This window comes from Microbacterium testaceum (assembly GCF_020781835.1).
GTDB lineage: Bacteria > Actinomycetota > Actinomycetes > Actinomycetales > Microbacteriaceae > Microbacterium > Microbacterium testaceum_H.
On record NZ_JAJGNJ010000011.1, the window covers coordinates 89,641 to 114,771 of the forward strand.

Genomic DNA, 25,131 nt, shown 5'->3' on the forward strand with positions numbered 1-25,131 from the left:
CTGGGCCGCCCGCGGCCCCTGCTCCCGACGCGTCGGTCCCTTCCCCCGGGGGCCGGCGCGTCGGCTCTTTCCGGTCGCACGCGTTCACGCAATGGTCTTCGGGGCGTAACCCGCCGCCGGGGGTCGACCCCGCAGCATGGGGAAACCGCAACCGCGGTGATCGGCTCGGCACCGCACCGCGGCGCCCCTCCCCGGAAAGCGATCAGGATGACCCGACCCGTGCGTGTGCTGTCTCTGTACGAGGGATTCTTCGCGGGAGGAGCCCGCATCCTCCACTCCGATGTCGTCGCAGGACTGCATTCGGACGGGCGTCAGCATCATCGCGTGCTGTCGCTGACCTCGGCGGCCCGTCGCGATGCGTCCGTGCAGCACGCCCACGACGACACGCGGTTCCATACGCTCCGCGACGCGGGCGTGCGCATCGAGACCTTCGACCGGATCGCGGGGGACGAGCCCATGACTCCGGACTCGTTCACCGACGCCGAGCTCGCGCACGCCGCCGCGCTCATCGCGGATGCCGACATCGTGCTCTCGCTGAAGGAACAGCCGCTGAGCCTGGTCGTCGCCCTCGATCGCGCCGGGATGCTGCCCGATCGCCCGACGGCGGCCTGCCTGCACCGGTCCGACCCCGCCCATTCCGGTCCGGCGTTGGGGTGGCTCGTCGACGCCGGTGCGACCGGCGCGGTGTCGGCGACGATCTCGTGCGCAGCGTCGACCTCGCTGGCGTACGCGCGCGCGGGCGTGGCCACGTCCCGCGCGTGGGTGATCGACAACGGCATCGACACTCGCCGGTTCCGTCCCGGCACGCGCGCCGAGCGGCGCCGCATTCGCGACGCGCTCGGCATCCCCGAGTCCGCCCCGGTCGTGCTGCTGGCGGCACGGTTCGACGCGATGAAGGACCCGGGGCTGTTCTTGGACTCCGTGGCACGCCACGCGCGTCGGAATCCGGGTGCCCATTACGTGCTGTGCGGGGCGGGGATGACCCACCGCAATCCGGCTTTCTCGGCGCTCGTCGCCGCCGCGGGTCTGGGTGCGGGTGCAGCTCTCCACGCGCTGGGGTTGCGCGAGGACATGCCCGCGCTCTACCGCATCGCCGACGTCGTCGCGCTCACCAGCGCCTTCGGCGAGGCGTCGCCGCTGTGCCTGGCCGAGGGCGCGGCATCCGGCGCCGTCCCCGTCACGACCGATGTCGGCGACGCCGCACGCGTCGTGGCGGGCATCGGCCTGGTGACCCCGCGCGACGCCGACGCGATCGCCGCGGCGTGGGACGAGGCGATCGCGCGCCGGGTCGAACTGCGGTCCGCCGCGATCTCGGCCCGTGCGCGCCTGGACCGCCGCCGCATGATCGCCGACTACCGCGGGGCGATCGAGGATCTCGTGCTGCCCGAGGTGCTCGCCGCCTGACCCCCCGGAGGAGGCCGGCCTGTCAACCCTCGTGCGCGATCGCCGGGCGAGCGGTGGAGTGGTACGTCCCCGACCCCCAGGAGGAGACATGACCCAGCAGCCCGCTCAGCAGCAGGACGTTCCCGGCACCGACCGGGCCATGGACCCCAAGCCCGACTACGGCGAGGACAGCTACCGCGGTTCGGGCCGCCTCGAGGGAAAGGTCGCGCTCATCACCGGCGGCGACAGCGGCATCGGCAAGGCCGTCGCGCTGGCGTTCGCCCGTGAGGGCGCCGACGTCGCCATCGCGTACCTCAACGAGCACGAGGACGCCCAGGAGGCCCGTCGCTTCGTCGAGGACGCCGGCCGCCGCGCGATCCTGCTGCCCGGCGACGTGTCCGACCCGCAGCACTGCCGCGACCTCATCGCCCGGACCGTCGATCAGCTCGGCGGACTGGACGTGCTCGTGAGCAACGCGGCGTTCCAGATGAGCCATGACACCCTCGAGGAGGTGTCCGACGAGGAATGGGACTACACGTGGGCGACCAACGTCAGCGCGTACTTCCACCTCGTGAAAGCGGCGCTGCCGCACCTGAAGCAGGGGGCGTCGATCATCGGGTCGAGCTCGGTGAACTCCGACATGCCCAATCCCACGCTCCTGCCGTACGCGGCGACGAAGGCCGCGATCGCCAACATGACCGCTTCGCTCGCCCAGCTGCTCGGCGAGCGGGGCATCCGGGCCAACAGCGTCGCGCCGGGCCCGGTGTGGACACCGCTCATCCCCTCGACGATGCCCGAGGAGGCGGTCGAGAGCTTCGGCGAGCAGACGCCGCTCGGCCGCGCGGGACAGCCCGCGGAGTTGGCACCGGTATACGTGCTGCTGGCCTCGGACGAGGGCAGCTACGTCTCGGGTGCACGCGTGGCCGTCACCGGCGGCAAGCCGATCCTCTGACGCGGCGCGGGCGTCCCGCGGTCAGCCGAGGGGCGCCCAGGCCGCGACCGCGATCACGACGATGACCAGCAGCGCCACCGCCGCCTGCACGCACATCAGCACGGCGAAGATGTAGCCCTGGTACGAGCCGCGTCGTCCGGTGAAGCCGTTGACGGCGATCGCCGCGAAGATCGCCACCTGGAACGCGATCCCGATCCATGCCCACGCCGCCACGATCGGGATCGCGAACGCGAACAGCACGACGGCCACGAGGGCCAGAAGGCCGGATGCCACCATCCACACGCGCGGCTTCGGGCGGCGCACGGCATCCTGGTTCGTCACACGGGTGGGGTCGACGTCGCTCATGAGGATCCTTCCGGAGGCAGGACGGCCACCGTACGGTCGTCGGGTCTGCGCTCTCGACGGGGTTGACACCCCGTTTGGGGAGTTCCGCACCATAGACGGCCCGCGGGGGCGGCACCATCCCCGCGTCCGCGTCGGCAAACCGTGCCTACAGTGAGTCATGACCGCGAGCATCCTCTCGATCGGCACGGCCCTGCCCCGCACCCGTGTCGCCCAGTCGGCGCTGCGCGACCTGTTCGCCTCGCAGCCCGGATTCGATCGGCGCAGCCAGCGCCTGGTGGGCGCCGCGTTCGACGCCGCGGCCATCGACACCCGCCACACGGTGCTGCCGCAGCTGGCCGGAGGCGACGCCGAGGGACTGGCGGCACGTGCGGGCGACAGCCTGCTCATGCCCCCGACGGGCGCCCGCAACGACGAGTACCGCCGCACCGCCCCGGCACTGTTCGCCGAAGCAGCCGAAGCCGCGATCGCCGGGTCGGGGAGGGATGCCGATGCCGTGACCCACGTCGTGACCGTCTCGTGCACGGGGATGTTCGCCCCCGGTCCCGATTACCTTCTCGTGCGCGACCTGGGGCTGTCACCGAGCGTCGAGCGCTATCACCTGGGCTTCATCGGGTGCGCGGCGGCGATCCCCGCGCTGCGGCTCGCGGCTCGGATCGTGGCGGCCGATCCCGCAGCGGTGGTCCTCGTGGCCGCGGCCGAGCTGTGCTCGCTGCACTGGCAGACCTCGTCGCACCCCGACCAGATCGTCGCGGCGTCGGTGTTCGCCGACGGGGCTGCGGCGGCGGTGGTCGCCGCGGGCGACGGAACGCGACCCGTGCTCGATCTCGAGGGGTTCGCCACCTACGTCACCGACGAGGGCGAGAAGGACATGGCCTGGACGGTGGGCGACTCGGGCTTCGAGATGACCCTCACCCCCGAGGTTCCGCGCATCATCGGCCGCGAGATCGCGGCGATCGCCGCCGACGTCCTGGGCGACCTCGCGCAGGTCGATGCGTGGGCCGTCCACCCCGGCGGACGGAGCATCCTCGACCGCGTCGAGTCCGCGCTCGCCCTGGAGGCCACCGCCCTCGCGCCGTCGCGCGAGGTCCTGCGCGCGCACGGCAACATGTCGAGCGCGACCCTGCTGTTCATCCTGCGCGACCTGCTCGCCGATGCCGACCGCGTGGACGGCGAGCACGTGGCGGCGCTGGCGTTCGGCCCGGGCCTCACGGTGGAGGCGGCGCGCCTCATGCTGCGCCGTCCCGAGTGACCACCGTGGGGGCCGGGGGGCGGGGAGTCTGGCGGGGCCTCGCCCGCCGCGACACCGACCTCACGGAACTGATGGACGACCCCGACTGCGACCCACGGACGCTCGCGGCGACCTACCGTCGCTTCGATCTGGTCAATCGCGCGGTGTCGGGGTGGGGCGGGGTGTACCGCACGCACGTGCGCCCGGTGCTGCGAGAGCTGGGCGGTCCCGCGCGCGTGCTCGACCTCGGGTGCGGCGGCGGCGACGTCGTGGTACGTCTGGCGGGTCTTGCCGCGCGCGACGGATTCGATGTCGAGTGGGTCGGCGCCGACCCCGATCCGCGCGCCCTCGAGGCGGCCCGCGAGCGCGAACGGTCCGGCGTCCGGTTCGTGTCGCGCGACTCGACGGCGTTGCTCGCCGCAGGTGAGCGGTTCGACATCGTGCTGTCCAATCATGTGCTCCATCACCTCGATGCCGCGCAGCTGCGCGGTTTCGTCGACGACTCGCGCACCCTCGCCCGCTCGATGGTCCTGCACGCCGACATCGCGCGGGGGCGATGGGCCTATGCGTTGTACGCCGTCGGGGTGACGCCGCTGGCACCGGGCACGTTCCTGCGCACGGACGGCCTGCGCTCCATCCGCCGCAGCTATCGCGCCGACGAGCTGGCACGGGCGCTCGGTGGCCCCTGGCGGGTGGAGACGCCGGCGCCGTTCCGGGTGCTGGCCGTCGCGGCCGGGACGGGGGATCACCGTGGCTGAGGTGCTGGTGGTGGGCGCCGGGCCCGTGGGACTGGCCCTGGCCGCCGATCTGCGCGGCCGCGGTGTGGAGGTCGAGATCGTCGAGCGGCGCGCGAATGCGGACGCCGGAACGCGGGCCATCGGCATCCACTCCCCCGTCCTCGCCCGCCTCGAGCCGTCCGGAGCGACGGACGCGCTGCTCGCGCGAGCGGTGCGCATCCGCCGCGGCGAGGCGCGGGCCGACGGGAGGACTCTCTCCGCCATCCGGTTCGACCGGCTGCGGGCGCGGCATCCGTACGTCGCGGCACTCGCGCAGGCCGACACGGTCGAGGTGCTCACGAGCCTCTGTCCGCCGGTGCACCGCGGCGTGGGCGTGACGGCGGTCCGCGACACCGGGACCGAGGTGCGCGTGCGCACCGCCGGCGCGCGCGGCGAGGACGAGCGACGCGCGAAGGTCGTGGTCGTCGCCGCCGGCTGGGCGGGGCGCGGCCTCGTCTACCGGCCCGACGCCGTGCGCACGCACCACTACCCCGACCGGTACGCGATGGTCGATGTCCAGGCCCCGGGCGATGCGACGGCGCTCGTGCACCTCGAACGCGACGGCGTCGTGGAGTCGTTCCCCCTGCCGGGAGGGAAGCGGCGACTCGTGGCCTGGGCGGGCACGTCCGACGTGCCGGATGCCGCCGGCTTCCTGCGCACCGCGCTCGCAGACCGCATCGGGCTCGACGTGGACACCGCGGAGGCATCGACCTTCCGCGTGCGCCGGGCGGTGGCCCCGGCATTGCGGCGAGGGCGCGTCGTCGTCGTCGGCGACGCGGCGCACGAGGTGAGCCCGATCGGCGGGCAGGGCATGAACCTCGGCCTGCTGGACGCGCTCACCCTGTCGCCGCTGCTCGCGCAGTGGGTGCGCGGCCCCGCGCCCGAGGACCTCGCCCGGTGGGAGCGGAGCCGGCTGGCATCCGCTCGGCACGCGGCGCGCCTGGCGTGGCTCAATACGATGCTCGGGCGCGGGGCCTCACGGGCCGGACACGCCGCGCGTTCCGCGGCTCTACGCGCCGTCCTGCGCGGTCCGGGCGGGGCGGTCTTCACGCGCGCGTACGCGATGGGGTTCGACGCGGCGGCGCGCCGGTGGTGAGCGCGCCGGTGGTGCGGTGACGACCGCCGGACGCGGGAAGGACTCAGGTGACGACGAGGTGGACGGCGAGGAGGAGCGCCGCGAGCATCGTGAGCTGGAACACCGCCCGCCCCGGGGCACGCGACACGGCCAGCGCGATCGTGGCCACCGCGACGAGGATCACGGCGACGAAGAAGACCGCGCCGACGATCCCGCCGCCGGATCCGGTGAACACCGCGACGGCGCCGACGACGATGCCCGCGGCCGCGACGACGACGCTGACCCGCGCGCCGAGCCGGTGCGGCAGTCCACGGACGCCGGTGGCGCGGTCGTCGTCGAGGTCGCGCACGACGTTGGTGAGGTGGACGGCCGCGCCGAGCGCCACCCCCGCCAGCGACGCCCACGGCGCCGCTACTTCCGGCTGCGGGAGCGCCAGGGTCGCAAACGACGGGAACAGACCGAAGCTCACCAGGAACGGCAGGAGCGAGAACGGTGTGGACTTCAGCCCCGCGTTGTAGGCCCATGCCGACGCGAGGGCGACCGTGTGGGCGGCGACGAACCCCGGCCCGAGCGGCACCGACAGCGCGAGGGCGAGGACCACGGATGCCACCGCGGCCGCAAGCGCGCGCTCGGGCGTGACGGCTCCGCTCGCGACGGGCTTGTCGGTCCGACCCACGGCGATGTCGCGCGCGGCGTCTATCGCGTCGTTGGACAGACCCACCGACACCTGGCCGGCGAACACCGCCACGACCAGCACCGCGAGGCGCCCGGCCTCCAGGCCCGCGGCGACGCCGAGGGCGAGCGACAGGGCCGTGACGACGAGGGTCGGTCCGGGGTGCGTCGCGCCCCAGAGCGCCCGCACGAGCGGCAATGTGGCGGGGGCATCGGACACGTGACGACGGTACCGTCTGGTCGCGGCCCGGTGGCGGGCGGCCGGGGCCGCGGTCAGGCGCAGCCTCACTGGGGCCCCGCGGTGCGGGCTTCGGCGACGGCCCGACGGACGCCGTGCGGCCACGCGTCACCGTGCCCGGGCAGGACGACGGCCGCCTCGGTCGCCTCGAGCGCGGACAGCGCCTGCAGCGCGACCGGGCTGTCGGCGGTGGCCGCGCGGGCGACGATGCGCGGGCCGCGTCGCCCGGTGTAGGGGTCGAGGGTGACGAGCGCGTCACCGCTGAACAGGACGCCTCGGCCCGGCAGGTGGTATGCGATGTGCCCGCGGGTGTGTCCGGGCGTGGCGATGGGGACGAGACCCCCGAGCACCGGCGTGCCCGGCGAGACATCCCCCCGAGCTCGGATGCCGCGGACACCGAGGGCACCGGCCACGGCCATGCGGAACAGGTGGGGCAGCCCACCCACGTGCCGCAGCGGGTACAGCAGGCGCGAGGCCTCCCGGTCGTAACGGTAGGGATGCCGCGCGAGGGCGACGTCGGACGCGTGCACGTGGACGGGCACGTGGTGATCGTCCTGGAGACGCTTCGCGAGCCCGACGTGGTCGAAGTGGCCGTGTGTGAGGTACAGCGAGACCAGATCGTCGGGCGACGCTCGACGCGCGCGCAGCGCCTCGAGGACGAGCGGCCAGCTGCGCGGCAGTCCCGCGTCGATGAGGATGATCCCGTCGTCCGTGTCGACGAGGTAGGAGTTCGTCACGGCGCACGTGATCTTGAGCACCCCGTCCGCCACCTCCGCGATGCCGTCGCCGGAGGATCCTGCGCCGGGCGCCGTGTCGTGGGACGTCATTGCGCCACTGTGCGGGCCTTCGGCGGACGGACCCACGGGGTTGCGCGGTCGCGGGCGCAGGGGTAGCGCGGCGTCGTGGGCGCTCAAAGTCGAGCGCGCCCCTTCCCGTCAACCCCGTCCCCCGCCGCACCGCCGCGGCCTACCGTACCGGCATCCCGCGACGCGCTGCCGGCCGACGGCACCGCACCCGCGCAGGATCGAGCGTGAGGAGTGGCATGCCGCAGGTCGTCGTCATCACGGGAGGTTCACGAGGCATCGGCCGGGCCACCGCCGTCCGCTTCGCCCGACGCGGCGCTCGGCTCGCGCTCGTCGGCCGGGATCGCGTGGCGCTCGACGCGGCCGCGGCGGACTGCCGCCGGCTCGGCGCAGAGGTCCTGCCGCTCACGCTGGACCTGGCGCTGCCCGGCTCCGCGCGGCGCGCTGTGGACGCCGCCATCCTGCGCTTCGGCCGGATCGACGTCTGGGTGTCGGCGGCATCCGTGTTCTCCTACGGATCGGTCGAACAGACCCCGGATGCCGTGCGCGACCGCGTGATCGAGACGAACCTCCTCGGACCGATGCGCGATGCCCACGCGGTGCTCCCGCATTTCCGCCGTCGCGGGACGGGCACGATCGTTTTCGTGGGGTCGCTCTTCTCGCAGGTCGCGGGCGCCTACGTCGCACCCTACGTCGCGGCCAAGCACGGCCTTCTGGGGTTCGCACGGGCGCTGCGCCAGGAGATGCTCGGGGAGCGCGGCATCCGGGTGCGCATCGTCCTGCCCGCCAGCGTCGACACCCCGATCTACCGTCGCGCGGCCAATGCGACCGGCCGCACGCCTTATCCGCTGCCGCCCGTCGTCTCGGCGTCGCGGGTCGCGCGCGCGATCGAACGCGCCACGCACGGACGCCGCAACGAGATCGCGGTCGGCGCCGCGCAGTTCGCCGCCAGACCCCTCCGCGCGCTGGCGCCGGACGTGTACGACCGCGGCATGCGCCTGCTGCAGCGCACGCTGGGACTTCGGCACCGGCCTGCCGAGCCCACGACCGGTGCCGTGGTGACGCCCCTGCACGACCGCGGCGCGATCAGCGGCGGATGGCGCCGGATCCCGCGCGGTCGGCACTGACGGGCGCCGAGCGCCACCGATCACGGCCGAGCGCGGGGCCGTCTCGCCGAGGCGGCCCCGCGGGCGGTCTCACCGCGCTTCGAAACCCTCCCGCTGCGTCTGCTCGTCGGCCACGCGCACGCCCCACCGGTACGAGAGCTTGCCGCCGAGCCACCCCGACACGGTGAGGCCGGCCGCGGCGATCAGACTCAGCACGAAGGCCACGGCGGGGATGCGCCCTGCATCCAGCAGGCGGACGACGAGACCCAGGGAGAACAGGATGATCGCCGTCGTGTTGAGCGCGAGATGCACCAGGGCCGTGCGGTGCGCGGGCGTGCGGCGCTCGATGCGGGACATGTCGAGCAGGCCGAGGACCGCGGCGACCACCGCACCCACCAGACCGATCGCGATCAGCAGCCGCGATCCGGCGGCGAAGGCGGCGGGCTCGTCCGCGGCGAGACCGATCAGGTCGAAGACGAGACTGGACGTCCACGCACCGATCGGGATCGTCACCGCGATCGGATGGAACGGATGCCCGTACGGGCCGGCCACGACCGAGCGCGGGCGCTTGGCCGAGCGCATCGCGGGAAAGCTGGCGCCCGTCCGCTCCCCTCCGGCGCCGAGCCGCTGCTCGGCGCCGGCCCCGGGCTGTCCGGCCCCGCTCATTCCTTGTGCAGCGCGTCTTGGGCGCGTCCGGCGAGCTTCTCGACGGTGTTGGGCAGTTCGGTCGTGCCGTAGAAGCGCACGTCGGGGTGCGTGGGCGGCGGCATCGGCACGCCGGGCTCCGGCGAGGCCAGATAGGTGAACTCCCCCTTGCCGTCGGGCGTCGGCCCCGATGCCCACCGGCCCTCCGCCGCTGCGGCGCCGTCCGAGAAGTTGATGTACTGGTACGACACGTCGCGGTCCTCCTTCTCGAGCGGGAAGTTGCTGGGCACGGGCAGGCTCTCGAGCCCCTCCTCCTGCAGTTCGGCCGCCGCGGCCGCCCACTGGTTCTGGTGCATGGTGTCGCGGGCGAGCAGGAACGCCAGGAGATCCTTCACCCCGTGGTCGTCGGTCTGGTGGTAGAGCCGGGCGACCTGCACCCGCCCCTGCATCTCCGCATTGGCGTTGGCCGTGAAGTCGGCGAGCAGATTGCCGCTGGCGGTGATGAAGCTTCCCTGCCAGGGATTGCCGTTGGAGTCGACGGGCCGCGCGCCCGCCCCCGCGACGATGCCGTGCTGGATGTCGGTGCCGCCGATGACGGCGGCCACGGTGGGGTCGTTCTGGACCGCCTCCTCGGTGATGCCGAGGGGCGACTTCTCCAGGAGCTGCGCGATCATGACCGCGAGCATCTCGACATGTCCCATCTCCTCGGCCCCGATCCCGAAGACGAGGTCGCGGTACTTGCCCGGCATGTGCATGTTCCAGGCCTGGAACTGGTACTGCATCGCGACGGAGATCTCGCCGTACTGTCCGCCGAGCACCTCCTGCAGCTTGCGCGCGTAGACGGCGTCGGGCTTGTCGGGTGTGGCTGCGTGCTGGAGTTCCTGCCGGTGGAAGTACATCTCGCTCCTTGGTCGTCGGGACGCCGCCCGGGGGGCGCGGCATCGACGGCCACGAAACGCCCGCGGGCGGGGGCTCGGCACGGGGGTTGTCAGAGGCCGCGAGCGGGGGCACAATCGCGCGACGAGGTCTTGGCACTCTCCCCGTGAGAGTGCTAATCTGACATCAGGTTGAGCGAAGGTGACTCAACTTCAGGCACTCTCCGGATGCCGGCATCCGGACCGATCGATAAGGAGAAACGACCATGGCCGCTTATGACCCCTTCCGCGACCTCGACCGCCTCGCGTCGACGCTCCTCGACGCCCGCCGCGGCGGACCGCGCCGCATGCCGATGGACCTCTACCGGGACGGCGACCACTACGTCCTGTCCGCCGATCTGCCGGGGGTCGACCCCGGCTCGGTCGACATCGACGTCGACGGCCAGCTGCTGACCATCCGGGCCGAGCGCACCCTCGCCGCGGGCGACGACGTGAAGTGGATCACGCGCGAGCGGGAGACCGCCTCGTTCGTCCGGCAGCTCAACCTCGGTCAGGGCATCGACACCGAGCGCATCAGCGCCGCCTACCGCAACGGCGTGCTGTCGGTCACCATCCCCGTGAGCGAGAAGGCGAAGCCGCGTCGCATCGCGGTCTCGACCGACGACTCCGGGGACGTGATCTCCGCGCACGAGAGCGCCCCGCAGCCGATCGAGCAGTGATCCGCCTGACGAGGGAGCGGCCCGGGCCGCTCCCTCGTCGCATGCGTGGACCTTGTCAAGGGCCTCGGCGATCCCCCGGGACACCTCCAGAGTGCTCGAGTGTCCGTGACCATCTCCCCCCACGATCCCCTGGCGGCCGGCGCCGACGACGCGCCCGCGCTGCCCTTCACTCCCCGCGGCCCCGTCAGCGCGGCTGTGCTCGGCCACCTCGCCGACGGCGCCGCGACGAACCACACCGCTCTCGCCGACGCGGCCGTGGCGGCCTCGTCCGACGTCGAGATCGATGACGATCTCCAGCTCGCTCTGTTCGCGCTGTACGCGTCGGCGTACGGCTCCGTCGCGGCCTTCGACCCCGACCTCGAGTGGGACCCCTCCCTCATCGCGACCCGCGGCGTCATCGAGCGTGCGTTCGAGGCGACGCTGCGGCGGCGCGTCTCCCAGCCGGAGCTCCCGGCGGCGACGGCGGATGCCGTGGCACGTGCGCTGTTCGCTCTGACCGCCGCCGACACCGGCCCGAGCCTGTCGCGCTATCTGGCGAGGAGAGCCACCCTGGACCAGGCGCACGAGTTCCTCGTGCACCGCACGGTGTACACGCTGCGCGAGGCCGACCCGCACTCCTGGGCGATCCCGCGCTTGACCGGGCGCCCGAAAGCGGCACTGGTGGAGATCCAGTCCGACGAGTACGGCGGAGGCGACCCGGAGCGCGTCCACGCCGAGTTGTTCGCACGCGCGGTCCGCGGCGCCGGGCTCTCGGATGCGTACGGCGCCTATGTCGACGACGTACCGGCCGTGACGCTCGCCTCGCACAACGCGATGTCGATGTTCGGTCTCAACCGGCGCCTGCTGGGCGCCGTCGTGGGACACCTCGCGGCTTTCGAGATGACCTCATCGATCCCGAACCGCCTGTATTCGGAAGGCCTGCGCCGCCTGGGCTTCGACGACGACGTCTGCGGCTACTTCGACGAGCACGTGGAGGCGGACGCCGTTCACGAGCAGATCGCCGCCCGCGACCTCGCCGGCAGCCTGGCCGAGGACCGACCCGATCTCCTCCCGGACATCGTCTTCGGCGCTGCGGCCTGCCTGAGCGTCGACGGCCGGGTCGGCGCCCACCTGCTGGATGCGTGGTCGCGGGGCGAGTCCTCCCTGCGCCCCGAGGATGCGCGATGAGCCGGAACCCGCCGCGGATCACGGCCTACCCCGATGGCCCGTTGCTCGTGCGCGGCGAGGTGGACCTGCGCGATGCGTCCGGCAGGTCGATCCCCCAGCACCGCCGCACCGTGGCCCTGTGCCGCTGCGGACTGTCGGCGATCAAACCGTTCTGCGACGGGACCCACAAGCCCGCGGGGTTCCGCACCGACGACTGATGCGTCTCGCCGCCGAGTACGTGCTCCCCCTGCGCTGGGACGACGACGAGGCACTGCACGAGCTCACGGAGTACCTGCGCGTCCTCGCAGGGTGGATCGACGTGACCGTCGTTGACGGATCGGACGCCGACCTGTTCGCCGCCCACGCGCACTCCTGGGCCGCCCACGTCCGTCACATCCAGCCGAACATCACCCGCGGCGCCAACGGCAAGGTCCGCGGCGTCCTGACCGGTCTCGCACTCGCGCGACATGAGCGCGTCGTCCTCGCCGACGACGACGTCCGGTACGACCGCTCCAGCCTGGACGTCGTCGTCTCCGCGCTGGAGGGCGCCGAGCTCGTCGCCCCGCAGAACGTCTTCCGTCCGCTGCCGTGGCATGCGCGGTGGGACACCGGCCGGATCCTGGTCAACCGCGCCTTCCACCGGGACTACCCCGGCACGTATGCCGTGCGCCGCAGCGTGCTCGACCGCACGGGCGGCTACGACGCCGACGCGTTGTTCGAGAACCTCGAGCTCGAACGGACCGTCCGCGTCACGGGCGGCAGGCTCCGGCTCCGTCCGGACGTCTACGTCGCGCGCCGTCCACCCACGCTGCGGCATTTCCTCGGTCAACGGGTCCGGCAGGCGTACGACAGCCACGCACAACCGTTGCGTCTGGTCCTCGAATTGTCGATCGCGCCGCTCGTGTTCGGTCTGCGTCGCCGCCCCGACCTCCTGGCGCTGCTCACGCTCGGGGTCGTGGCCGCCGCCGAGTTCGGCCGTCGGCGCGCGGGCGGGCACCGCGAGTTCCCCCGATCGGCGCCGCTGTGGGCACCGCTCTGGGCGCTCGAACGCGCGGTCACGAGCTGGATCGCCCTCGGCGCGCGGGCGCGCGGCGGCGTGCGATACGCGGATACGCGGTTTCCGCACGCCGCCACTTCTCTTCGAGAACTCCGCCGCCGTCACTGCGCGCCCGGACGCGGCGTACGCGGGGCCACGGCCGCTTCGCGCGCACCGGACACCCAAAGCTCACCCGCAGGTCAGAGATCCTCGGGTGCGAGGTCGCCCTGACCCTCCTCGCCGAGTTCGACCACACCCGGGTCCTCGCCCTGCGAGTCGGTGCCGGTGGACTCGGGGTGCACGTCCTCCAGCGGGATGTCGGAGTCGTCGGCAGGGATCTCGGCGGGGTCCGCCCCCGTCGCCGTGGCCGGGGCGAGGTCCGCCGGATCCGCCCCCTCGTCGCGGGCGGTGGTGGCATCCCACTCCGCCTGGGCCGGATCGAGCGCGGGGTCCGGCTCGATCGATGTGTCGCCGTCGCGCAACGGCTGGACGCCGGTGACGCCGTCGGGCGCCGAAGGCACGGTCGGGTCGGACGAGACGGGGTCGATCGAGGCGTCGCTCATGGGGGATCCTTTCGGTCGTCCGTGCGTCGGGCGCACGCATCGCCGTACGGCGACTCGCTCCATCCAACGCCCGGGCACACCCGTGGCTCCCGCCCCTTGACACCGTCCGGAGACACCTCGTAACGCGACCGTTTCGCTCGGGGGCCGAGCATCGCGCACGGTGTCCTCCCGCGCGTTCGGCTGCGGTGGCGAGGGCAAGATGTCTCGGATGCCGCGGTCCGACCACCGCGGAGAAGGGCAGACATGGGCGAAGTCCTCACCGTGCGCGCGACCGGCGCCGGCGATGTCGAAGCGGTGTGGCAGCAGTTCATCCCGAGCGCACGGCTGGACCGCGTGGACCCCGTCCATGTTCGATTCGAGTGGTCCTCGATCGAATCCGGGACGTTCTCCCTCGTCCAGTACTCCCTGCGCGCGGACGTGCGCTCGTCGATCCAATTGGACGATCAGATCATGGCGTGCCAGTTGGCGGCCCTCGACGGACGCGTCTTCACGAACGATCGCGACATCGACCCGCGGCAGCCCTGGATCGCCGGCGACGGTCCGATGCATGGCCGGTGGAGCGGCACGGGCAAGGTGCGGGCGTTCCTGTTCGACCGCACATCGGCCGAGCGCGTCGCACGGGCGGTGTCGGGCGACGACCGCCTCGTTCTCCGGGCGATCGACCCGGTCGCCCGCGACCGGATGCTCGCGTCGCAGTGGGAACGCAGCTTCGGGTATGTGGCATCCGCCCTGGTGTCCGGACACGAGCACCCCCTCGTCGCCGCCGAACTCGAGCGGCACGCGCTGCTGTCCACGCTCACGACCTTCTCGACGACCTACCTGGAGGCCCTGGATCGGGCGGGGCAACGTGCCGCCGCTCCTCGCACCGTCCGTCGCGCATTGGCCTTCATCGACTCCCACGCCCACCTCCCGATCACGATCGACGACATCGCAGAGGCGGCGGGCATCTCCACGCGCGGTCTGCAGCACGCCTTCCGCCGCGCGCTGGATACGACGCCGTCCGCGTACCTGCGGACGGTGCGGCTCACCGCGGCTCACCGCGATCTGCACAGCGGCGACGACAGCGTCGGCGAGGTGGCCCGGCGATGGGGGTTCTCCAGCCCCTCGCGCTTCGCGCGGTACTACCGCGAGGTGTACGGCCGCAACCCGAGCCAGACCGCCCGGATGTTCTGAACGTCGTCGCATTCCGTGCCGTGATGGCGCGAGGCGTCTGCACCGATGAACGCGGCGTGCGACGCGAGGCAGAGTGACGAGATCGTCTACGAGGAGGATGCGTCATGGGCAAGTTCATCTACGAGGGCACCGTCCGTGCCGACTTCGAGGACCGCCTTCTCGCTCACCTGCAGATCGTGGTGGGCAACAAACTGCGTCGCGGGGAGCCGTTCTACTTCCAGTGGAAGGACGACGTCAGCACGGGCGGAGGGCGGACGTCGGTGTGGCTGCACCCCCGGTCCAACATCGTCTTCAAATTCCACGGGGGACGGCCGCCGGCGCTGAACCGCAGCTGGCTCGAAGCGCTGATGACCATGGCGAATTCGCCCGCCGGGCTGTACGTCGTCCCCGAGCCCCCGGAGGACGCCGGCGCGTCGGATTCGTTCGGATGAGCCCCTGTCAACCCGCTCGCTCGTGCGGCACGGGCGCGGTTGGCTGAAGACAACGGAAGGATGCCGCATGCCGCACTCGCCCACCCCGGGTCCGCACATCGTGGTGATCGGGGGCGGCAACGCCGGACTCTCGATCGCCGGGCGCCTGACCCGCGCACGGATCGGCCACGTCACGGTCGTCGAGCCCCGCACACGACACGTGTACGCGCCGCTGCAATCGCACATCGCCGGCGGGACGGCGCGCGCATCGCAGGCCGTGCGCCCGCAGGGCGACGTCACACCACCCGGGGTGCGATGGCTCCGCGACGAGGCGTTCACGGTGGATCCGGTAGAGCATCGCGTGCATCTGGTCTCGGGAGGCCACCTCGACTACGACCAGCTCGTGGTGGCGGCCGGGCTGCGCCTGGCGTGGGAGTCGGTTCCCGGGCTCACCGACGCCATGGATCGAGCCGAGGGCGTGTCGAACTACGAGCTCGGTCTTGCCGCCCGCGCCTCCGCGACCCTGCGCGACCTGCGCCGCGGCACGGTGGTGTTCACGCAGCCGCCGGAGCCGGCCTCGTGCGGCGCCGCCGCGCAGAAGCCCCTGTACCTCGCGTGCGACTGGTGGCGTTCGCTCGGGGTGCTCGACGACATCCGCGTGATCCTCGTGCTGCCCGATCCGGTTCCGTTCGGCGTCCCCGACGTCGACCGCGAGCTCCACCGTGTGCTGGACCGGTACGGCGTCGAGGTGCGGTACTCCCGCGAGGTGAGACGGGTGGATGCCGATGCCCGCACCGTCACGATCGGGCACGGCGACGACGAGGAGACGATCCGGTACGACGTCCTGCACGCGGTCCCCCCGCAGCGCGCGCCCGAATGGATCTCCGGCAGCGGACTGTCCGCGGACGATGACCCGCACGGGTTCGTCGACGTCGACCCCGAGACGCTGCAGCATCGCCGGTTCGCCGACATCTGGTCGCTCGGCGACGCGGCGAGCGTCGCGACGCGTCCCTCGGGAGGGGCCATACGCCCCCAGGCCAAGGTTCTGGCCAAGAACATGCGCGCCGTCCTGCACGGCGGAAAGCCGGCCGCTCGGTACGACGGCTACAGCGTCGTGCCGTTCACGGTCTCGCGCGGCACGGTCGTCTTCGCCGAGTTCGACCGATGGGGGCGACCTCGGCCGACGATCCCGTTCTGGCGGTCGCTGTCGCGTGAGCGACGTTCGACGTGGATCGCCGATCGCCGGATCCTGCCCTGGGTGTACTGGCACATGATCCTGCGCGGCCGCGCGTGAGCGATCGACGCCTATAGGCCACTCGAGCCGATCGCTCAACCCCCGGGGGTCCGGGGCCGGAACGCGCGAAGACTGGGGTCCGCCCCGGATCACACGAAAGAGGAGATCATGGCCCAGGTCATCGAAACCATCGACGTCGACGTTCCCGTCCGCGTCGCCTACAACCAGTGGACCCAGTTCGAGGAGTTCCCGCACTTCATGAGCTTCGTGGAGTCCATCACCCAGAAGACCGACACGCTCACGCACTGGAAGGTGAAGATCGCCGGAGCCGAGCGCGAGTTCGACGCCGAGATCACCGAGCAGCACCCCGACGAGCGGGTCGCCTGGAACAGCGTCGGCGGCGAGGAGAACCACGCCGGAGTCGTCACCTTCCATCGCCTCTCCGACAGCGAGACGCGAGTCACGGTGCAGATCGACTGGGAGCCCACGGGGCTCCTCGAGAAGGCCGGCGCCGTCTTCGGCGCCGACGACCACTCGGTCAAGAAGGACCTCGAGCACTTCAAGGAGTACATCGAGTCGCGCGGTGCCGAGTCCGGCGCGTGGCGCGGCGACGTCAGCTGACGCCGTACTCCGGGAGAGCCGGACCCGCCCTTGGGGCGGGTCCGGCTCTTTCGCTGTCAACCCCCTCGGCTTCTCCGAGGAGTGGTTCTTACCTTCCCCTGTTGCCCACTTCTCACGTGGGCGAAGAGAAAGGTCTCGCCATGGCATCCCCCCGCCGTCTTCTTCTCCCCCTCGCCTGCGTGAGCGTCCTCGCGCTCGGCGGCTGTGCCGTCGGTACCGGCGGCGCCGATGATTCCGGCGCCGAGTACGACTCCGGTGCCGAACTCGACGGCTCGCTGACCGTCATGGGGTTCGGCGGCGTCGACGAGGTCGCCACCACGCGGATGGACCTGGCGAAGGAGTCTCTCGGCGGCGTCGACGTCTCCCTCGTCGAGGGCGAACTCGACATCCAGCAGTTCCTCTCCGCCATCGCCAGCGGCCAGCCTCCCGAGATCATCTACGCCGACCGCAACCAGATCGGCTCACTCGCCGCTCGCGGGGCCATCGTCCCGCTGGACGGATGCATCGAGGGCGAGGGCATCGACACGGCGCAGTACGTGCCCTCGGCGATCGCGCAGGTCACGCTCGACGACGCCGTCTACGGCATCCCGGAGTTCAACGGCATCCAGATCACCATGGCCAACGCCGACCTGCTGGCCGCGGCCGGGCTCGACGTCTCCGCGGTCAACGGGTCGGATCGGGATGCCATGACGGCGGCCAACGAGGCCCTCATGCGCCGCGACGGCGGACGACTGGACGTCATCGGCGTCGACAGCAAGCTGCCGGAGTTCCTCCCCCTGTGGGCCAAGGCCGGCGGCGCCGACCTGATCTCGGAGGATGGGCGCACCGCACAGCTGGACGACCCGGCCGTCGTGCAGGCGCTGGAGTGGGCCGTCGGGATCTACGACGCGCAGGGCGGGTTCAGTGCGGTGAAGGCGTTCCGCGACTCCGCCGACTTCTTCGGAGCGGGCAACCAGTTCGCCACCGGCGTCCTGGGCGCGATGCCGATGGAGCAGTGGTACGTCAACATCCTCAACGACGTCTCGCCCGACGCGCCGCTGGTGTTCGACACCGTGCGCGACATGGAGGGCGAGCCGCTCGCCTACGCCTCGGGCTCGGCCTGGGCCATTCCCGCCGGCAGTGCCAACCCCGAGGCCGCGTGCCGCTGGGCGCGCGTGATGACCTCCGTCGACGCGTGGGCGGCCGCCGCCGACGCCCGACTGACGGCGCGGGAGGCCGAGGGCAAGCCCTTCACCGGCATCCTCACCGGCAACGCCGCCGCCGACGACCTCGTCCGCGAGAAGGTCACGGCGACCACCGCTCCGTGGAGCGACGCGGTCGAGGCGATGTACGAAGCGAACGACCACACCTTCTCGCTTCCGGCGAACCCCGCAGACGCCGAGTTCACGCAGGCCTGGCAGGATGCCGTCAACGCGGTGCTCAACGGCCAGTCCACCCCGCAACAGGCCCTGGCCGAGGCGCAGCAGACGGCTCAGAACGCCCTCGATGACGCGTGGGCCGAGATCGAGAACCGCTGAGGTGGCCACGACCGCTCCGGTCGCCCGCGACCTGACGCGCGAGCGATCCCGTCGGCGGGCCGCACGCCGCAACCTGCGTTCGGCGCTGCTGTTCCTCTCGCCGTGGATCGTCGGATTCTGCGTCTTCACCGCGTGGCCGCTGCTGTACAGCGCGTACCTGTCGCTCACCGACTACGACGTCATCCGTGATCCACGCTTCGTCGGCCTGGACAACTACGCCCAGCTCGCCGAGGACCCCAAGGTGCTGCAGTCGCTCGCCAACACCGCCTTCTACACGCTCGTGCAGATCCCGCTGTACATCGCCGTCGCACTGGCGCTGGCGCTGCTGCTGAATCGAGCCGGGCGCCGGGCGGGGTTGTTCCGCACGCTGTTCTTCCTGCCCAAGATGACACCGCCGGTGGCGGTCGGCATCCTGTTCCTCCTTCTGTTCAACGGGCAGAACGGGCTGATCAACGGCGCCCTGCGGGTGGTGGGCATCGACGGGCCGGCGTGGACGACCGATCCGGCGTGGATCAAGCCGGGCCTCATCCTGATGAGCCTGTGGACGGTCGGGTCGTCGGTGCTGATCCTGCTCGCCGCGCTGCAGAACGTCCCGGTGGAGCTGTACGAGTCGGCGCGGTTGGACGGCGCGGGGTTCTGGCGGCAGTCGTGGAGCGTCACTCTGCCGCTCATCAGCCCCGCCCTGTTCTTCATCGTGGTGGTCAACACCATCGCGGGTCTGCAGACCTTCGACGAGGCGTACACGGCGTTCTTCGGGGCGGGCAACGGCACCTACAGCAACGACGCCGCGCTGTTCTACGTCATCTACCTGTTCCAGCAGGCGTTCGAGTTCCTCCACATGGGCTACGCCTCGGCGATGGCGTGGCTGCTGTTCGCACTGATCCTGGTGGTCACCGGCATCCAGCTCCTCGTCTCGCGTCGCCTGGTCTACTACGAAGGGGGCCAGCGATGAGCCGCACCATCCCGTTCGCCGCTCCCGAGGGGCTCCACGAGCCCGAGCGGCCGGCGTCGTCCGTGTCGCCCGCGGCGACCCGCCGGGATCCGTCCGCGTCGGCGCGACGCCGCGCTCGCTTCACCCGGGTCCTGGTCGTCGCCGCACTCTCGGTGCTGGGGGTGGTCTTCACCTATCCGTTCGTGTGGCTCGTCAGCGCCTCCTTCAAGCCGCGCGGCGAGGTGTTCGACAACCGGCTCATCCCCGAGACGTTCACCCTCGGCAACTACGCCGCGGTGTGGCAGGAGGCTCCGCTCGCCCTCTGGTTCGTCAACACCGCGATCGTCACCGTCCTCGCGGCCGTCACCGTCACGCTCTCCAGCGCCATGGTCGCGTGGGGCTTCACGTGGTTCCGGTTCCGCGGCCGCGGGGTGCTCTTCGGGTTCGTGCTGGCGAGCATGATGCTCCCCGGGGCCGTGACGATGATCCCGACCTTCCTCATCTGGAACTCGCTCGGCTTCGTCGGCACGCTGGTGCCGCTGTGGGCGCAGAACCTCTTCGCGAGCGCCTTCTACGTCTTCCTGCTGCGTCAGTTCCTGCTGGGGCTCCCCCGTGACTTCTTCGACGCCGCACGCGTGGACGGCGCGTCGCAGTGGGCGGTGTTCTGGCGCATCGCGCTGCCGATGGCCCGGCCGGCACTCGCCGTCACGCTCGTGTTCGAGGTGCAGGCGGTGTGGACCGATCTCATGCGGGCGCTGATCTACCTGCGCGACTCGTCGACCTTCACGATCCCGCGGGGTCTAAAGGCGATGGTGGATGCCTTCGGCTTCAGCGGTCAGTGGAACTGGGAGATCATCGTGACGGCGAGCGTGATCGCCACGGTGCCGATGATCCTCGTCTTCTTCCTCGCCCAGAAGCAGATCATCCAGGGCGTCGCATCGTCGGGACTGCGATGACGCCGCGCCCCGTCATCGTGGGACGCGGCGTACGCTCACCACTGCGGGTGGATCTCGGCGCGCAGACGACGGTCGTAGACCTCGCGCACGACCGCATCGAAGGCGCCGAGGTCGAAGCCCGCCTCGAGCAGATCGGCCGCGGCCGCGTTGGCCGTGGCCTGCTGCGCCGACCGTGCGCCCGGGATGACCGAGGTGATGCCCTCGCGCGACGCGATCCAGGCCAGGGTCGCAGCCGGCAGCGTGACGCCCTCGGGGAGAGCGGCCTTCAGTTCGTCGGCCGCGGCGACGCCCTCGGCGAAGGGCACGCCCGAGAACGTCTCACCCTTGTCGAACGCCTCGCCGTTGCGGTTGTACGTGCGGTGGTCGTCCTTGTCGAACGTGGTGTCGGCGGTGTACTTGCCCGACAGCAGACCGCTGGCCAGCGGGACGCGCGCGAACACGGCGACGCCCTTCTCGGCCGCGGCGGGCAGCACCTCGTCGAGCGGCTTCAGGCGGAACGGGTTGAAGATGATCTGCAGGTTGGTCAGGTTCGGCCGGCGCAGCGCGGACAGGGCCTGGTCCATCGTCTCGACCGACACGCCGTACGCGGCGATGACTCCCTCGGACACCAGCTGGTCGAGCGCATCCCACGTCGCGTCGGCGTCGATGACGGCCGACGGCGGGCAGTGCAGCTGCACGAGATCGAGCGTGTCCTGGGCGAGGAGCCGGCGCGACCGCTCGGTCCACAGCCGGAAGTTCTCCATCGTGTAGTTCTCGGGCACCTGTTCTTCGCGTCGGCCCATCTTGGTCGCCACCGTGATGCCGCCGGCTCCGGACTGCTGCAGGAACGCGCCGATGAGCTCCTCGGAGCGGCCGTCGCCGTAGACGTCGGCCGTGTCGAAGAGCGTGACGCCGGCGTCGACGGAGGCGCCCAGCACCCGCATCGCCTCGTCTTCGCTCACCCCGCCCCAGTCGGGTCCGAGCTGCCAGGTACCGAGACCGATGGCGGAGACCTCGCGGCCGGTGCGGGAGAGGGGACGCTGCTGCATGGCGGTTCCTTTCGGGGATCGCACCGAGCCTATCCAGCACCTCCGACAGCGGGGCCGCCGAGCCCCGCAGAGCGAAAGGACACTCCATGAGCGACACCTCCCTCGATGCGGCCGTGGCGAGCCTGGCCGGCGAGCTCACCGCGCGCGGAGCCCGTATCGCCGTCGCCGAGTCCCTGACGAGCGGGGCCGTCGGTACGGCCCTGGGCCGAGGGCCCGACACCCAGGAGTGGTTCGCCGGGTCGGTGGTGGCGTACCAGATGGCCACGAAGGTGCACGTGCTCGACGTGGGTGCCGACGTCGATCCGTGCTCCGCCGAGTGCGCTCTCCAGCTCGCCGACGGCGTACGTCGACTCGTGGACACCGATTTCGCCGTGGCGGTCACCGGCGTCGGCGGTCCGGACGCCGACGACGCCGGTCATCCGGCCGGCACGGTCTACGTCGCCGCAGTGTCCGGCAACGCCTCGACCTGGCGTCTGCACGAGTTCGAAGGCGACCCGGCCGAGGTCATCGCGCAGAGCGTCGAGGCCGCGGTCGCCCTCCTCGCCGAGGTCGTCAACCCCGTCTCCCCGAACGGACGCGGCGCCTAACGTGGCCCCACACCCAGCGGAAGGACCACCGTGAACACTCCCCCCAGCGACCTGCCCGGCGCCGACCACGAGAAGACCGTTTCGGATGCCGAGGGCGTGACCGCCGACGTTCCCGCCGGGGGCGCCGGCGCCGACACCGGGGCGGTCTCCGCCACCGAGGTCGACGGAGCCGACGAGGCGCGCGTGCAGAACGTCTCGAGCCAGAACGACCTGCCGGGGGTCGGCACGCGCGCCGCCGACGGCGGTATGGAGCGCGGCACCGACGGCGCGCGCGGTGACAGCGGCTCCACCTCGCGCCACCACCCCGAGGGCGGCACCGCAGCGCCGTCGACACCCACGGACGCCGCCGGCGAGGACCGCGCGGACGCGGACTCGCTCATCGCGCAGTACGAGCCCGGCGTCGGCCGCGGGTCGGCGGAGTCGAGCAGGATCGCGCAGAACCTCCCCGACCCCGACGACGCCTGACCGGCTCGACCTAGGATGTGCGGATGACGCCCGCACCCGACACCGCCGCTGCGCCCCGTGTCGTGATCGCCGGAGCGAGCGGATTCGTGGGTCGGTCGCTCGCGGCGGCGTTCCGCGAGGACGGCTACGACGTTGTCACGGTGGGCCGCACGGGGACGGCCACCTGGGCGGACCCCGCCGGGATCGCCCGGCTCGTCGACGGCGCCGACGTGCTGATCAACCTCGCGGGCAAGATCGTGTCGTGCCGGTACGGCGACGCGAATCGCGACGAGATCCTGCGGTCCCGTGTAGAGACGACCCGTGCTCTGCATCGGGCGGTCCGGGATGCCGCCCGCCCGCCCCGCGTCTGGATGAACGCCTCGACCGCCACCATCTACCGCCACGAGACCGAGAGCGGCAACGACGAACTCACCGGCGTCATCGGCGAGGGTTTCTCGGTGGATGTCGCCACGAGCTGGGAGCGGGCGTTCTTCGAGGGGGTCCTCCCCGCCACCCGCCGCATCGCGCTGCGCATGGCGATCGTGCTCGGCGACGGGCCCGCGACCCGGATGCTGCTCGCCCTCGGCACGCTGGGCCTGGGCGGGCCGCAGATCGACAGCTGGTGGTTCCCGCACCGGCGCTACCGCGGCATCGGTGCCCGTCCGACAGGCCCCCTCTGGTCATCGTGGCATCGCACCCGGGGGCGTCAGCGATTCAGCTGGATCCACATCGACGACGTCGTGGCATCCGTCCGATTCCTCCGCGATCACGACGGTCTCGCGGGCCCGGTCAACCTCGCGGCGCCGGGTGTCAGCGACAACCGCACGCTCATGCGCGAGGTGCGACGGGTCGCCGGCACGTCGTTCGGGCTCCCCGCCTTCCGCTGGATGCTCGATCCGGCGATGGCCGTGCTCGGCACTGAGCCGGAGCTGGTGCTCAAGAGCCGGTGGGCCACCCCGGGCGTGCTCACACGAGCGGGCTTCACCTTCGCCTACGACGAACTGGGGCCGGCGCTGGACGCCGTGGCATCCGTGCGCCGGCCCCGGGCCCGCGATCTCTTCTCGGTCTGAGAAGACGCCGCTCAGGTGTTGCGGCGGACGAACCGCATCAGCGCGGCGATCACGCCGATGATCAGGATGATGATGCCGATCCACAGGAGGAACTTCACGGCCTCGACGAAGATGCCGAGGAACAGGAAGACGAGACCGACGACGATGAGGAGGATGGCGAGAGCTGGCATGGCATCCACTGTCCTCCCCCGGGACGCCCGCGCCGGTGCCCTTGACACGGGCGCGAAGACCGAGCACGCGGCTGTCAAGCACTCGTCGTGCACCCGGCGGTCGGTCTAGCCTCGGAGCCATCACGACCAGGAAGGCGCATCATGGGCGATCGCGACACCACCGGCCACGGCACGGGGCCGGACGAGGGCGAGTACACCGAGGTGGAGTTGCCCGACGGCGAAGAGGCCGGCCGCGACCTCGACGACCCGGGAGAGTACGTCGACAACGAGCGCGCCGACGGCACCAGCGCACGGCCCCGAGCGGATGAGGCCGGTGCGTACACCGACGTGGAGCTGCCGTCCGGCGACGAATCCCGCGAGGATGCGGAACGTCCGGGCGAGTACACCGATCGCGATCGCTGACTCAGCGTTCGAGGGTGGTCTGCGGGTCGGCGCCGTAGGCCGAGCGATACGCGGCGGCGAAGCTCGGCAGATCGACGAAGCCCCACCGGAGGGCTACCTCGCCGACCGTCGAGAGCGTCGGATCGAATGCCACCAGCTCGGAGTGCGCGGCGCTGATCCGGGCCTGCGAGAGGTAATCCTCCGGGGTCCGGGCAAGGCTTCCGTTGGCGGCGAAGGCCCGGCGCAGGCCGGACGCCGAGGTGCCCGCCGCGCGTGCCGCATCGGCGGCGGTGATCGGCAGCGACGCGTGATCGTCCATCCAACTGGTCGCCGTGGCGTAGATGGCGGCCTGTTCGAGGGCCGAGGCGCGCCGTTCGCGCGGATCGCCGGCGAGCGGGAAGGCCTCCAGCGTCGCAGAGGCAAGCGCGCGGTGGACGTGCGCGCGGACAAGGGGTTCGAACAGCAGCGGCAACTGGGTCAACGACCAGCGCACGGTCGCGAGCCAGTAGTCGCGCATCCGCGGCGATACCGGGCCTGTCCCGTCGAAGCGCACCGAGAGATCGTCGTCGCCGTAGATCGCGCGGGCCGTTTCCGTCAGGTGCGCTGGGTCGAAGGCGACCAGTTGGACGGCGCTCCCATCGACATCGCCGGAGAGCTCGTGACCCGGCTGCACGACGCCCGGCTCGACGCTGTACTCCCCCTTTGCGGCCCCGATACGCCACGCCCAGCCGGGGGTCGAGCTGAGGAAGACGAACCGGTCGGCCTCGTACGAGATCCGCGCCCGGCAGCCCCACAGGAGGCTGCTCAGCACGAACGCACAGTCCCCGGACGCATGCTCGGCGAACGATCCCTGCTCGGCCTGGACATCGACGCGCCCGTAGTGCCTCTGCAGCCAGGCCAGGGTCTCGGCCGGTTCGGTCGTGCGCATACGCGTGTCGAAGTAGTCGCTCATGAACTGCGGCACTCCGTTCCCGCCGTACTGCGCCACCGCCATAGTAGTTAACCTCGGCACCCCTCATGCCCGTCCCCACGCCGCCGATAGTTCAT

General features: G+C 71.8%; 30 protein-coding genes. 21 read left to right on the forward strand and 9 right to left on the reverse strand.

Annotation, left to right across the window (positions count from 1 at the left end):
* The first annotated feature begins 207 nt into the window (after window positions 1-207).
* Both LL239_RS15040 and LL239_RS15045 read left to right on the forward strand, forming a co-directional pair.
* Complete coding sequence (locus LL239_RS15040; protein ID WP_228164256.1) at window positions 208-1,404, forward strand: glycosyltransferase; 1,197 nt, start codon at window positions 208-210, stop codon at window positions 1,402-1,404.
* Between the two features lie 88 nt (window positions 1,405-1,492).
* Entirely contained in the window at window positions 1,493-2,335 is an 843-nt protein-coding gene (locus LL239_RS15045; protein WP_228164257.1) for an SDR family oxidoreductase, read from the forward strand.
* Window positions 2,336-2,356: 21 nt separating this feature from the next.
* On the opposite strand, the gene LL239_RS15050 is transcribed toward LL239_RS15045, so the two are convergent.
* Window positions 2,357-2,680, reverse strand: coding sequence for a hypothetical protein (locus LL239_RS15050; RefSeq protein WP_228164258.1), 324 nt, complete (start codon window positions 2,678-2,680; stop codon window positions 2,357-2,359).
* A 157-nt stretch (window positions 2,681-2,837) separates the two neighbouring features.
* Here LL239_RS15050 and LL239_RS15055 point away from each other — a divergent pair, with 157 nt between their 5' ends.
* The 3 genes from LL239_RS15055 to LL239_RS15065 all read left to right on the forward strand — a co-directional run bounded on the left by LL239_RS15055 (window position 2,838) and on the right by LL239_RS15065 (window position 5,780).
* Window positions 2,838-3,929: a type III polyketide synthase gene (locus tag LL239_RS15055; RefSeq protein ID WP_228164259.1), complete on the forward strand. Its 1,092-nt coding sequence runs from the start codon at window positions 2,838-2,840 to the stop codon at window positions 3,927-3,929.
* 71 nt (window positions 3,930-4,000) lie between these two features.
* Entirely contained in the window at window positions 4,001-4,666 is a 666-nt protein-coding gene (locus LL239_RS15060; protein WP_267189325.1) for a methyltransferase domain-containing protein, read from the forward strand.
* Complete coding sequence (locus LL239_RS15065) at window positions 4,659-5,780, forward strand: FAD-dependent oxidoreductase (RefSeq protein ID WP_228164261.1); 1,122 nt, start codon at window positions 4,659-4,661, stop codon at window positions 5,778-5,780. The genes LL239_RS15060 and LL239_RS15065 overlap by 8 nt, the downstream gene beginning before the upstream one ends.
* Window positions 5,781-5,823: 43 nt before the next feature.
* Here LL239_RS15065 and LL239_RS15070 read toward each other — a convergent pair whose 3' ends face one another.
* Together LL239_RS15070 and LL239_RS15075 are read right to left on the reverse strand one after the other, a co-directional pair.
* Complete coding sequence (locus LL239_RS15070) at window positions 5,824-6,651, reverse strand: UbiA family prenyltransferase (RefSeq protein WP_228164262.1); 828 nt, start codon at window positions 6,649-6,651, stop codon at window positions 5,824-5,826.
* Between the two features lie 65 nt (window positions 6,652-6,716).
* On the reverse strand, window positions 6,717-7,496 hold the full coding sequence (locus LL239_RS15075; protein WP_228164263.1) for an MBL fold metallo-hydrolase: 780 nt from the start codon (window positions 7,494-7,496) through the stop codon (window positions 6,717-6,719).
* A 215-nt stretch (window positions 7,497-7,711) separates the two neighbouring features.
* On the opposite strand from LL239_RS15075, the gene LL239_RS15080 reads away from it, so the two are divergent.
* Complete coding sequence (locus tag LL239_RS15080; protein ID WP_228164264.1) at window positions 7,712-8,599, forward strand: SDR family NAD(P)-dependent oxidoreductase; 888 nt, start codon at window positions 7,712-7,714, stop codon at window positions 8,597-8,599.
* Between the two features lie 69 nt (window positions 8,600-8,668).
* On the opposite strand, the gene LL239_RS15085 is transcribed toward LL239_RS15080, so the two are convergent.
* Window positions 8,669-9,244 (reverse strand): DUF2231 domain-containing protein, encoded by a 576-nt coding sequence (locus LL239_RS15085; protein ID WP_228164265.1) that lies wholly within the window; start codon window positions 9,242-9,244, stop codon window positions 8,669-8,671.
* Window positions 9,241-10,122, reverse strand: a complete 882-nt coding sequence (locus LL239_RS15090; protein WP_228164266.1) for a manganese catalase family protein — start codon at window positions 10,120-10,122, stop codon at window positions 9,241-9,243. Before LL239_RS15090 ends, LL239_RS15085 begins: the two co-directional genes overlap by 4 nt.
* A 242-nt stretch (window positions 10,123-10,364) precedes the next feature.
* On the opposite strand from LL239_RS15090, the gene LL239_RS15095 reads away from it, so the two are divergent.
* The 4 genes from LL239_RS15095 to LL239_RS15110 all read left to right on the forward strand — a co-directional run bounded on the left by LL239_RS15095 (window position 10,365) and on the right by LL239_RS15110 (window position 13,230).
* The gene (locus LL239_RS15095) at window positions 10,365-10,817 is read left to right on the forward strand and encodes an Hsp20/alpha crystallin family protein (protein WP_228164267.1); all 453 of its coding nucleotides are present in this window, start codon (window positions 10,365-10,367) and stop codon (window positions 10,815-10,817) included.
* Window positions 10,818-10,916: 99 nt separating this feature from the next.
* Entirely contained in the window at window positions 10,917-11,984 is a 1,068-nt protein-coding gene (locus LL239_RS15100; protein WP_374197643.1) for an iron-containing redox enzyme family protein, read from the forward strand.
* Window positions 11,981-12,181 (forward strand): CDGSH iron-sulfur domain-containing protein, encoded by a 201-nt coding sequence (locus LL239_RS15105; RefSeq protein ID WP_228164268.1) that lies wholly within the window; start codon window positions 11,981-11,983, stop codon window positions 12,179-12,181. Before LL239_RS15100 ends, LL239_RS15105 begins: the two co-directional genes overlap by 4 nt.
* On the forward strand, window positions 12,181-13,230 hold the full coding sequence (locus tag LL239_RS15110) for a glycosyltransferase (RefSeq protein ID WP_228164269.1): 1,050 nt from the start codon (window positions 12,181-12,183) through the stop codon (window positions 13,228-13,230). Before LL239_RS15105 ends, LL239_RS15110 begins: the two co-directional genes overlap by 1 nt.
* Here LL239_RS15110 and LL239_RS15115 read toward each other — a convergent pair.
* Window positions 13,200-13,562 carry a sugar ABC transporter ATPase gene (locus LL239_RS15115; protein ID WP_228164270.1) on the reverse strand — a complete coding sequence of 121 codons (363 nt, stop codon included), beginning with the start codon at window positions 13,560-13,562 and terminating at the stop codon, window positions 13,200-13,202. The two genes, LL239_RS15110 and LL239_RS15115, sit on opposite strands and share 31 nt — an antisense overlap.
* 243 nt (window positions 13,563-13,805) lie before the next feature.
* Between LL239_RS15115 and LL239_RS15120 the strand changes: the two genes are divergently transcribed.
* The 7 genes from LL239_RS15120 (at window position 13,806) to LL239_RS15150 (ending at window position 20,404) form a co-directional block, all read left to right on the forward strand.
* A complete protein-coding gene (locus LL239_RS15120) occupies window positions 13,806-14,735 on the forward strand; it encodes a helix-turn-helix transcriptional regulator (RefSeq protein ID WP_228164271.1) in 930 nt (309 codons plus the stop codon).
* 104 nt (window positions 14,736-14,839) lie between these two features.
* A complete protein-coding gene (locus tag LL239_RS15125) occupies window positions 14,840-15,166 on the forward strand; it encodes a DUF7882 family protein (protein WP_228164272.1) in 327 nt (108 codons plus the stop codon).
* Window positions 15,167-15,233: 67 nt separating this feature from the next.
* A complete protein-coding gene (locus LL239_RS15130) occupies window positions 15,234-16,439 on the forward strand; it encodes an NAD(P)/FAD-dependent oxidoreductase (protein ID WP_228164273.1) in 1,206 nt (401 codons plus the stop codon).
* Between the two features lie 108 nt (window positions 16,440-16,547).
* Complete coding sequence (locus tag LL239_RS15135) at window positions 16,548-17,000, forward strand: SRPBCC family protein (RefSeq protein WP_228164274.1); 453 nt, start codon at window positions 16,548-16,550, stop codon at window positions 16,998-17,000.
* A gap of 140 nt (window positions 17,001-17,140) precedes the next feature.
* On the forward strand, window positions 17,141-18,517 hold the full coding sequence (locus tag LL239_RS15140; RefSeq protein ID WP_228164275.1) for an ABC transporter substrate-binding protein: 1,377 nt from the start codon (window positions 17,141-17,143) through the stop codon (window positions 18,515-18,517).
* A 1-nt stretch (window position 18,518) separates the two neighbouring features.
* Complete coding sequence (locus LL239_RS15145; protein WP_228164276.1) at window positions 18,519-19,469, forward strand: carbohydrate ABC transporter permease; 951 nt, start codon at window positions 18,519-18,521, stop codon at window positions 19,467-19,469.
* Complete coding sequence (locus LL239_RS15150) at window positions 19,466-20,404, forward strand: carbohydrate ABC transporter permease (RefSeq protein ID WP_228164277.1); 939 nt, start codon at window positions 19,466-19,468, stop codon at window positions 20,402-20,404. Before LL239_RS15145 ends, LL239_RS15150 begins: the two co-directional genes overlap by 4 nt.
* Window positions 20,405-20,439: 35 nt before the next feature.
* Here LL239_RS15150 and LL239_RS15155 read toward each other — a convergent pair whose 3' ends face one another.
* Window positions 20,440-21,432 (reverse strand): aldo/keto reductase, encoded by a 993-nt coding sequence (locus tag LL239_RS15155; protein WP_228164278.1) that lies wholly within the window; start codon window positions 21,430-21,432, stop codon window positions 20,440-20,442.
* 86 nt (window positions 21,433-21,518) lie between these two features.
* Between LL239_RS15155 and LL239_RS15160 the strand changes: the two genes are divergently transcribed.
* The 3 genes from LL239_RS15160 to LL239_RS15170 are packed head-to-tail and all read left to right on the forward strand — an operon-like array spanning window position 21,519 to window position 23,533.
* Complete coding sequence (locus tag LL239_RS15160) at window positions 21,519-22,019, forward strand: CinA family protein (protein WP_228164279.1); 501 nt, start codon at window positions 21,519-21,521, stop codon at window positions 22,017-22,019.
* Window positions 22,020-22,049: 30 nt separating this feature from the next.
* Window positions 22,050-22,484, forward strand: a complete 435-nt coding sequence (locus LL239_RS15165) for a hypothetical protein (RefSeq protein ID WP_228164280.1) — start codon at window positions 22,050-22,052, stop codon at window positions 22,482-22,484.
* A gap of 23 nt (window positions 22,485-22,507) precedes the next feature.
* Window positions 22,508-23,533 carry an epimerase gene (locus LL239_RS15170; RefSeq protein WP_228164281.1) on the forward strand — a complete coding sequence of 342 codons (1,026 nt, stop codon included), beginning with the start codon at window positions 22,508-22,510 and terminating at the stop codon, window positions 23,531-23,533.
* Between the two features lie 11 nt (window positions 23,534-23,544).
* Here the strand turns inward: LL239_RS15170 and LL239_RS15175 are convergent, their stop codons facing one another.
* Window positions 23,545-23,703 (reverse strand): hypothetical protein, encoded by a 159-nt coding sequence (locus LL239_RS15175; RefSeq protein ID WP_228164282.1) that lies wholly within the window; start codon window positions 23,701-23,703, stop codon window positions 23,545-23,547.
* 141 nt (window positions 23,704-23,844) lie between these two features.
* On the opposite strand from LL239_RS15175, the gene LL239_RS15180 reads away from it, so the two are divergent.
* Window positions 23,845-24,105, forward strand: a complete 261-nt coding sequence (locus tag LL239_RS15180; RefSeq protein ID WP_228164283.1) for a hypothetical protein — start codon at window positions 23,845-23,847, stop codon at window positions 24,103-24,105.
* A gap of 1 nt (window position 24,106) precedes the next feature.
* Here LL239_RS15180 and LL239_RS15185 read toward each other — a convergent pair whose 3' ends face one another.
* Window positions 24,107-25,078 carry a helix-turn-helix transcriptional regulator gene (locus tag LL239_RS15185; RefSeq protein WP_228164284.1) on the reverse strand — a complete coding sequence of 324 codons (972 nt, stop codon included), beginning with the start codon at window positions 25,076-25,078 and terminating at the stop codon, window positions 24,107-24,109.
* Window positions 25,079-25,131: the final 53 nt, after the last annotated feature.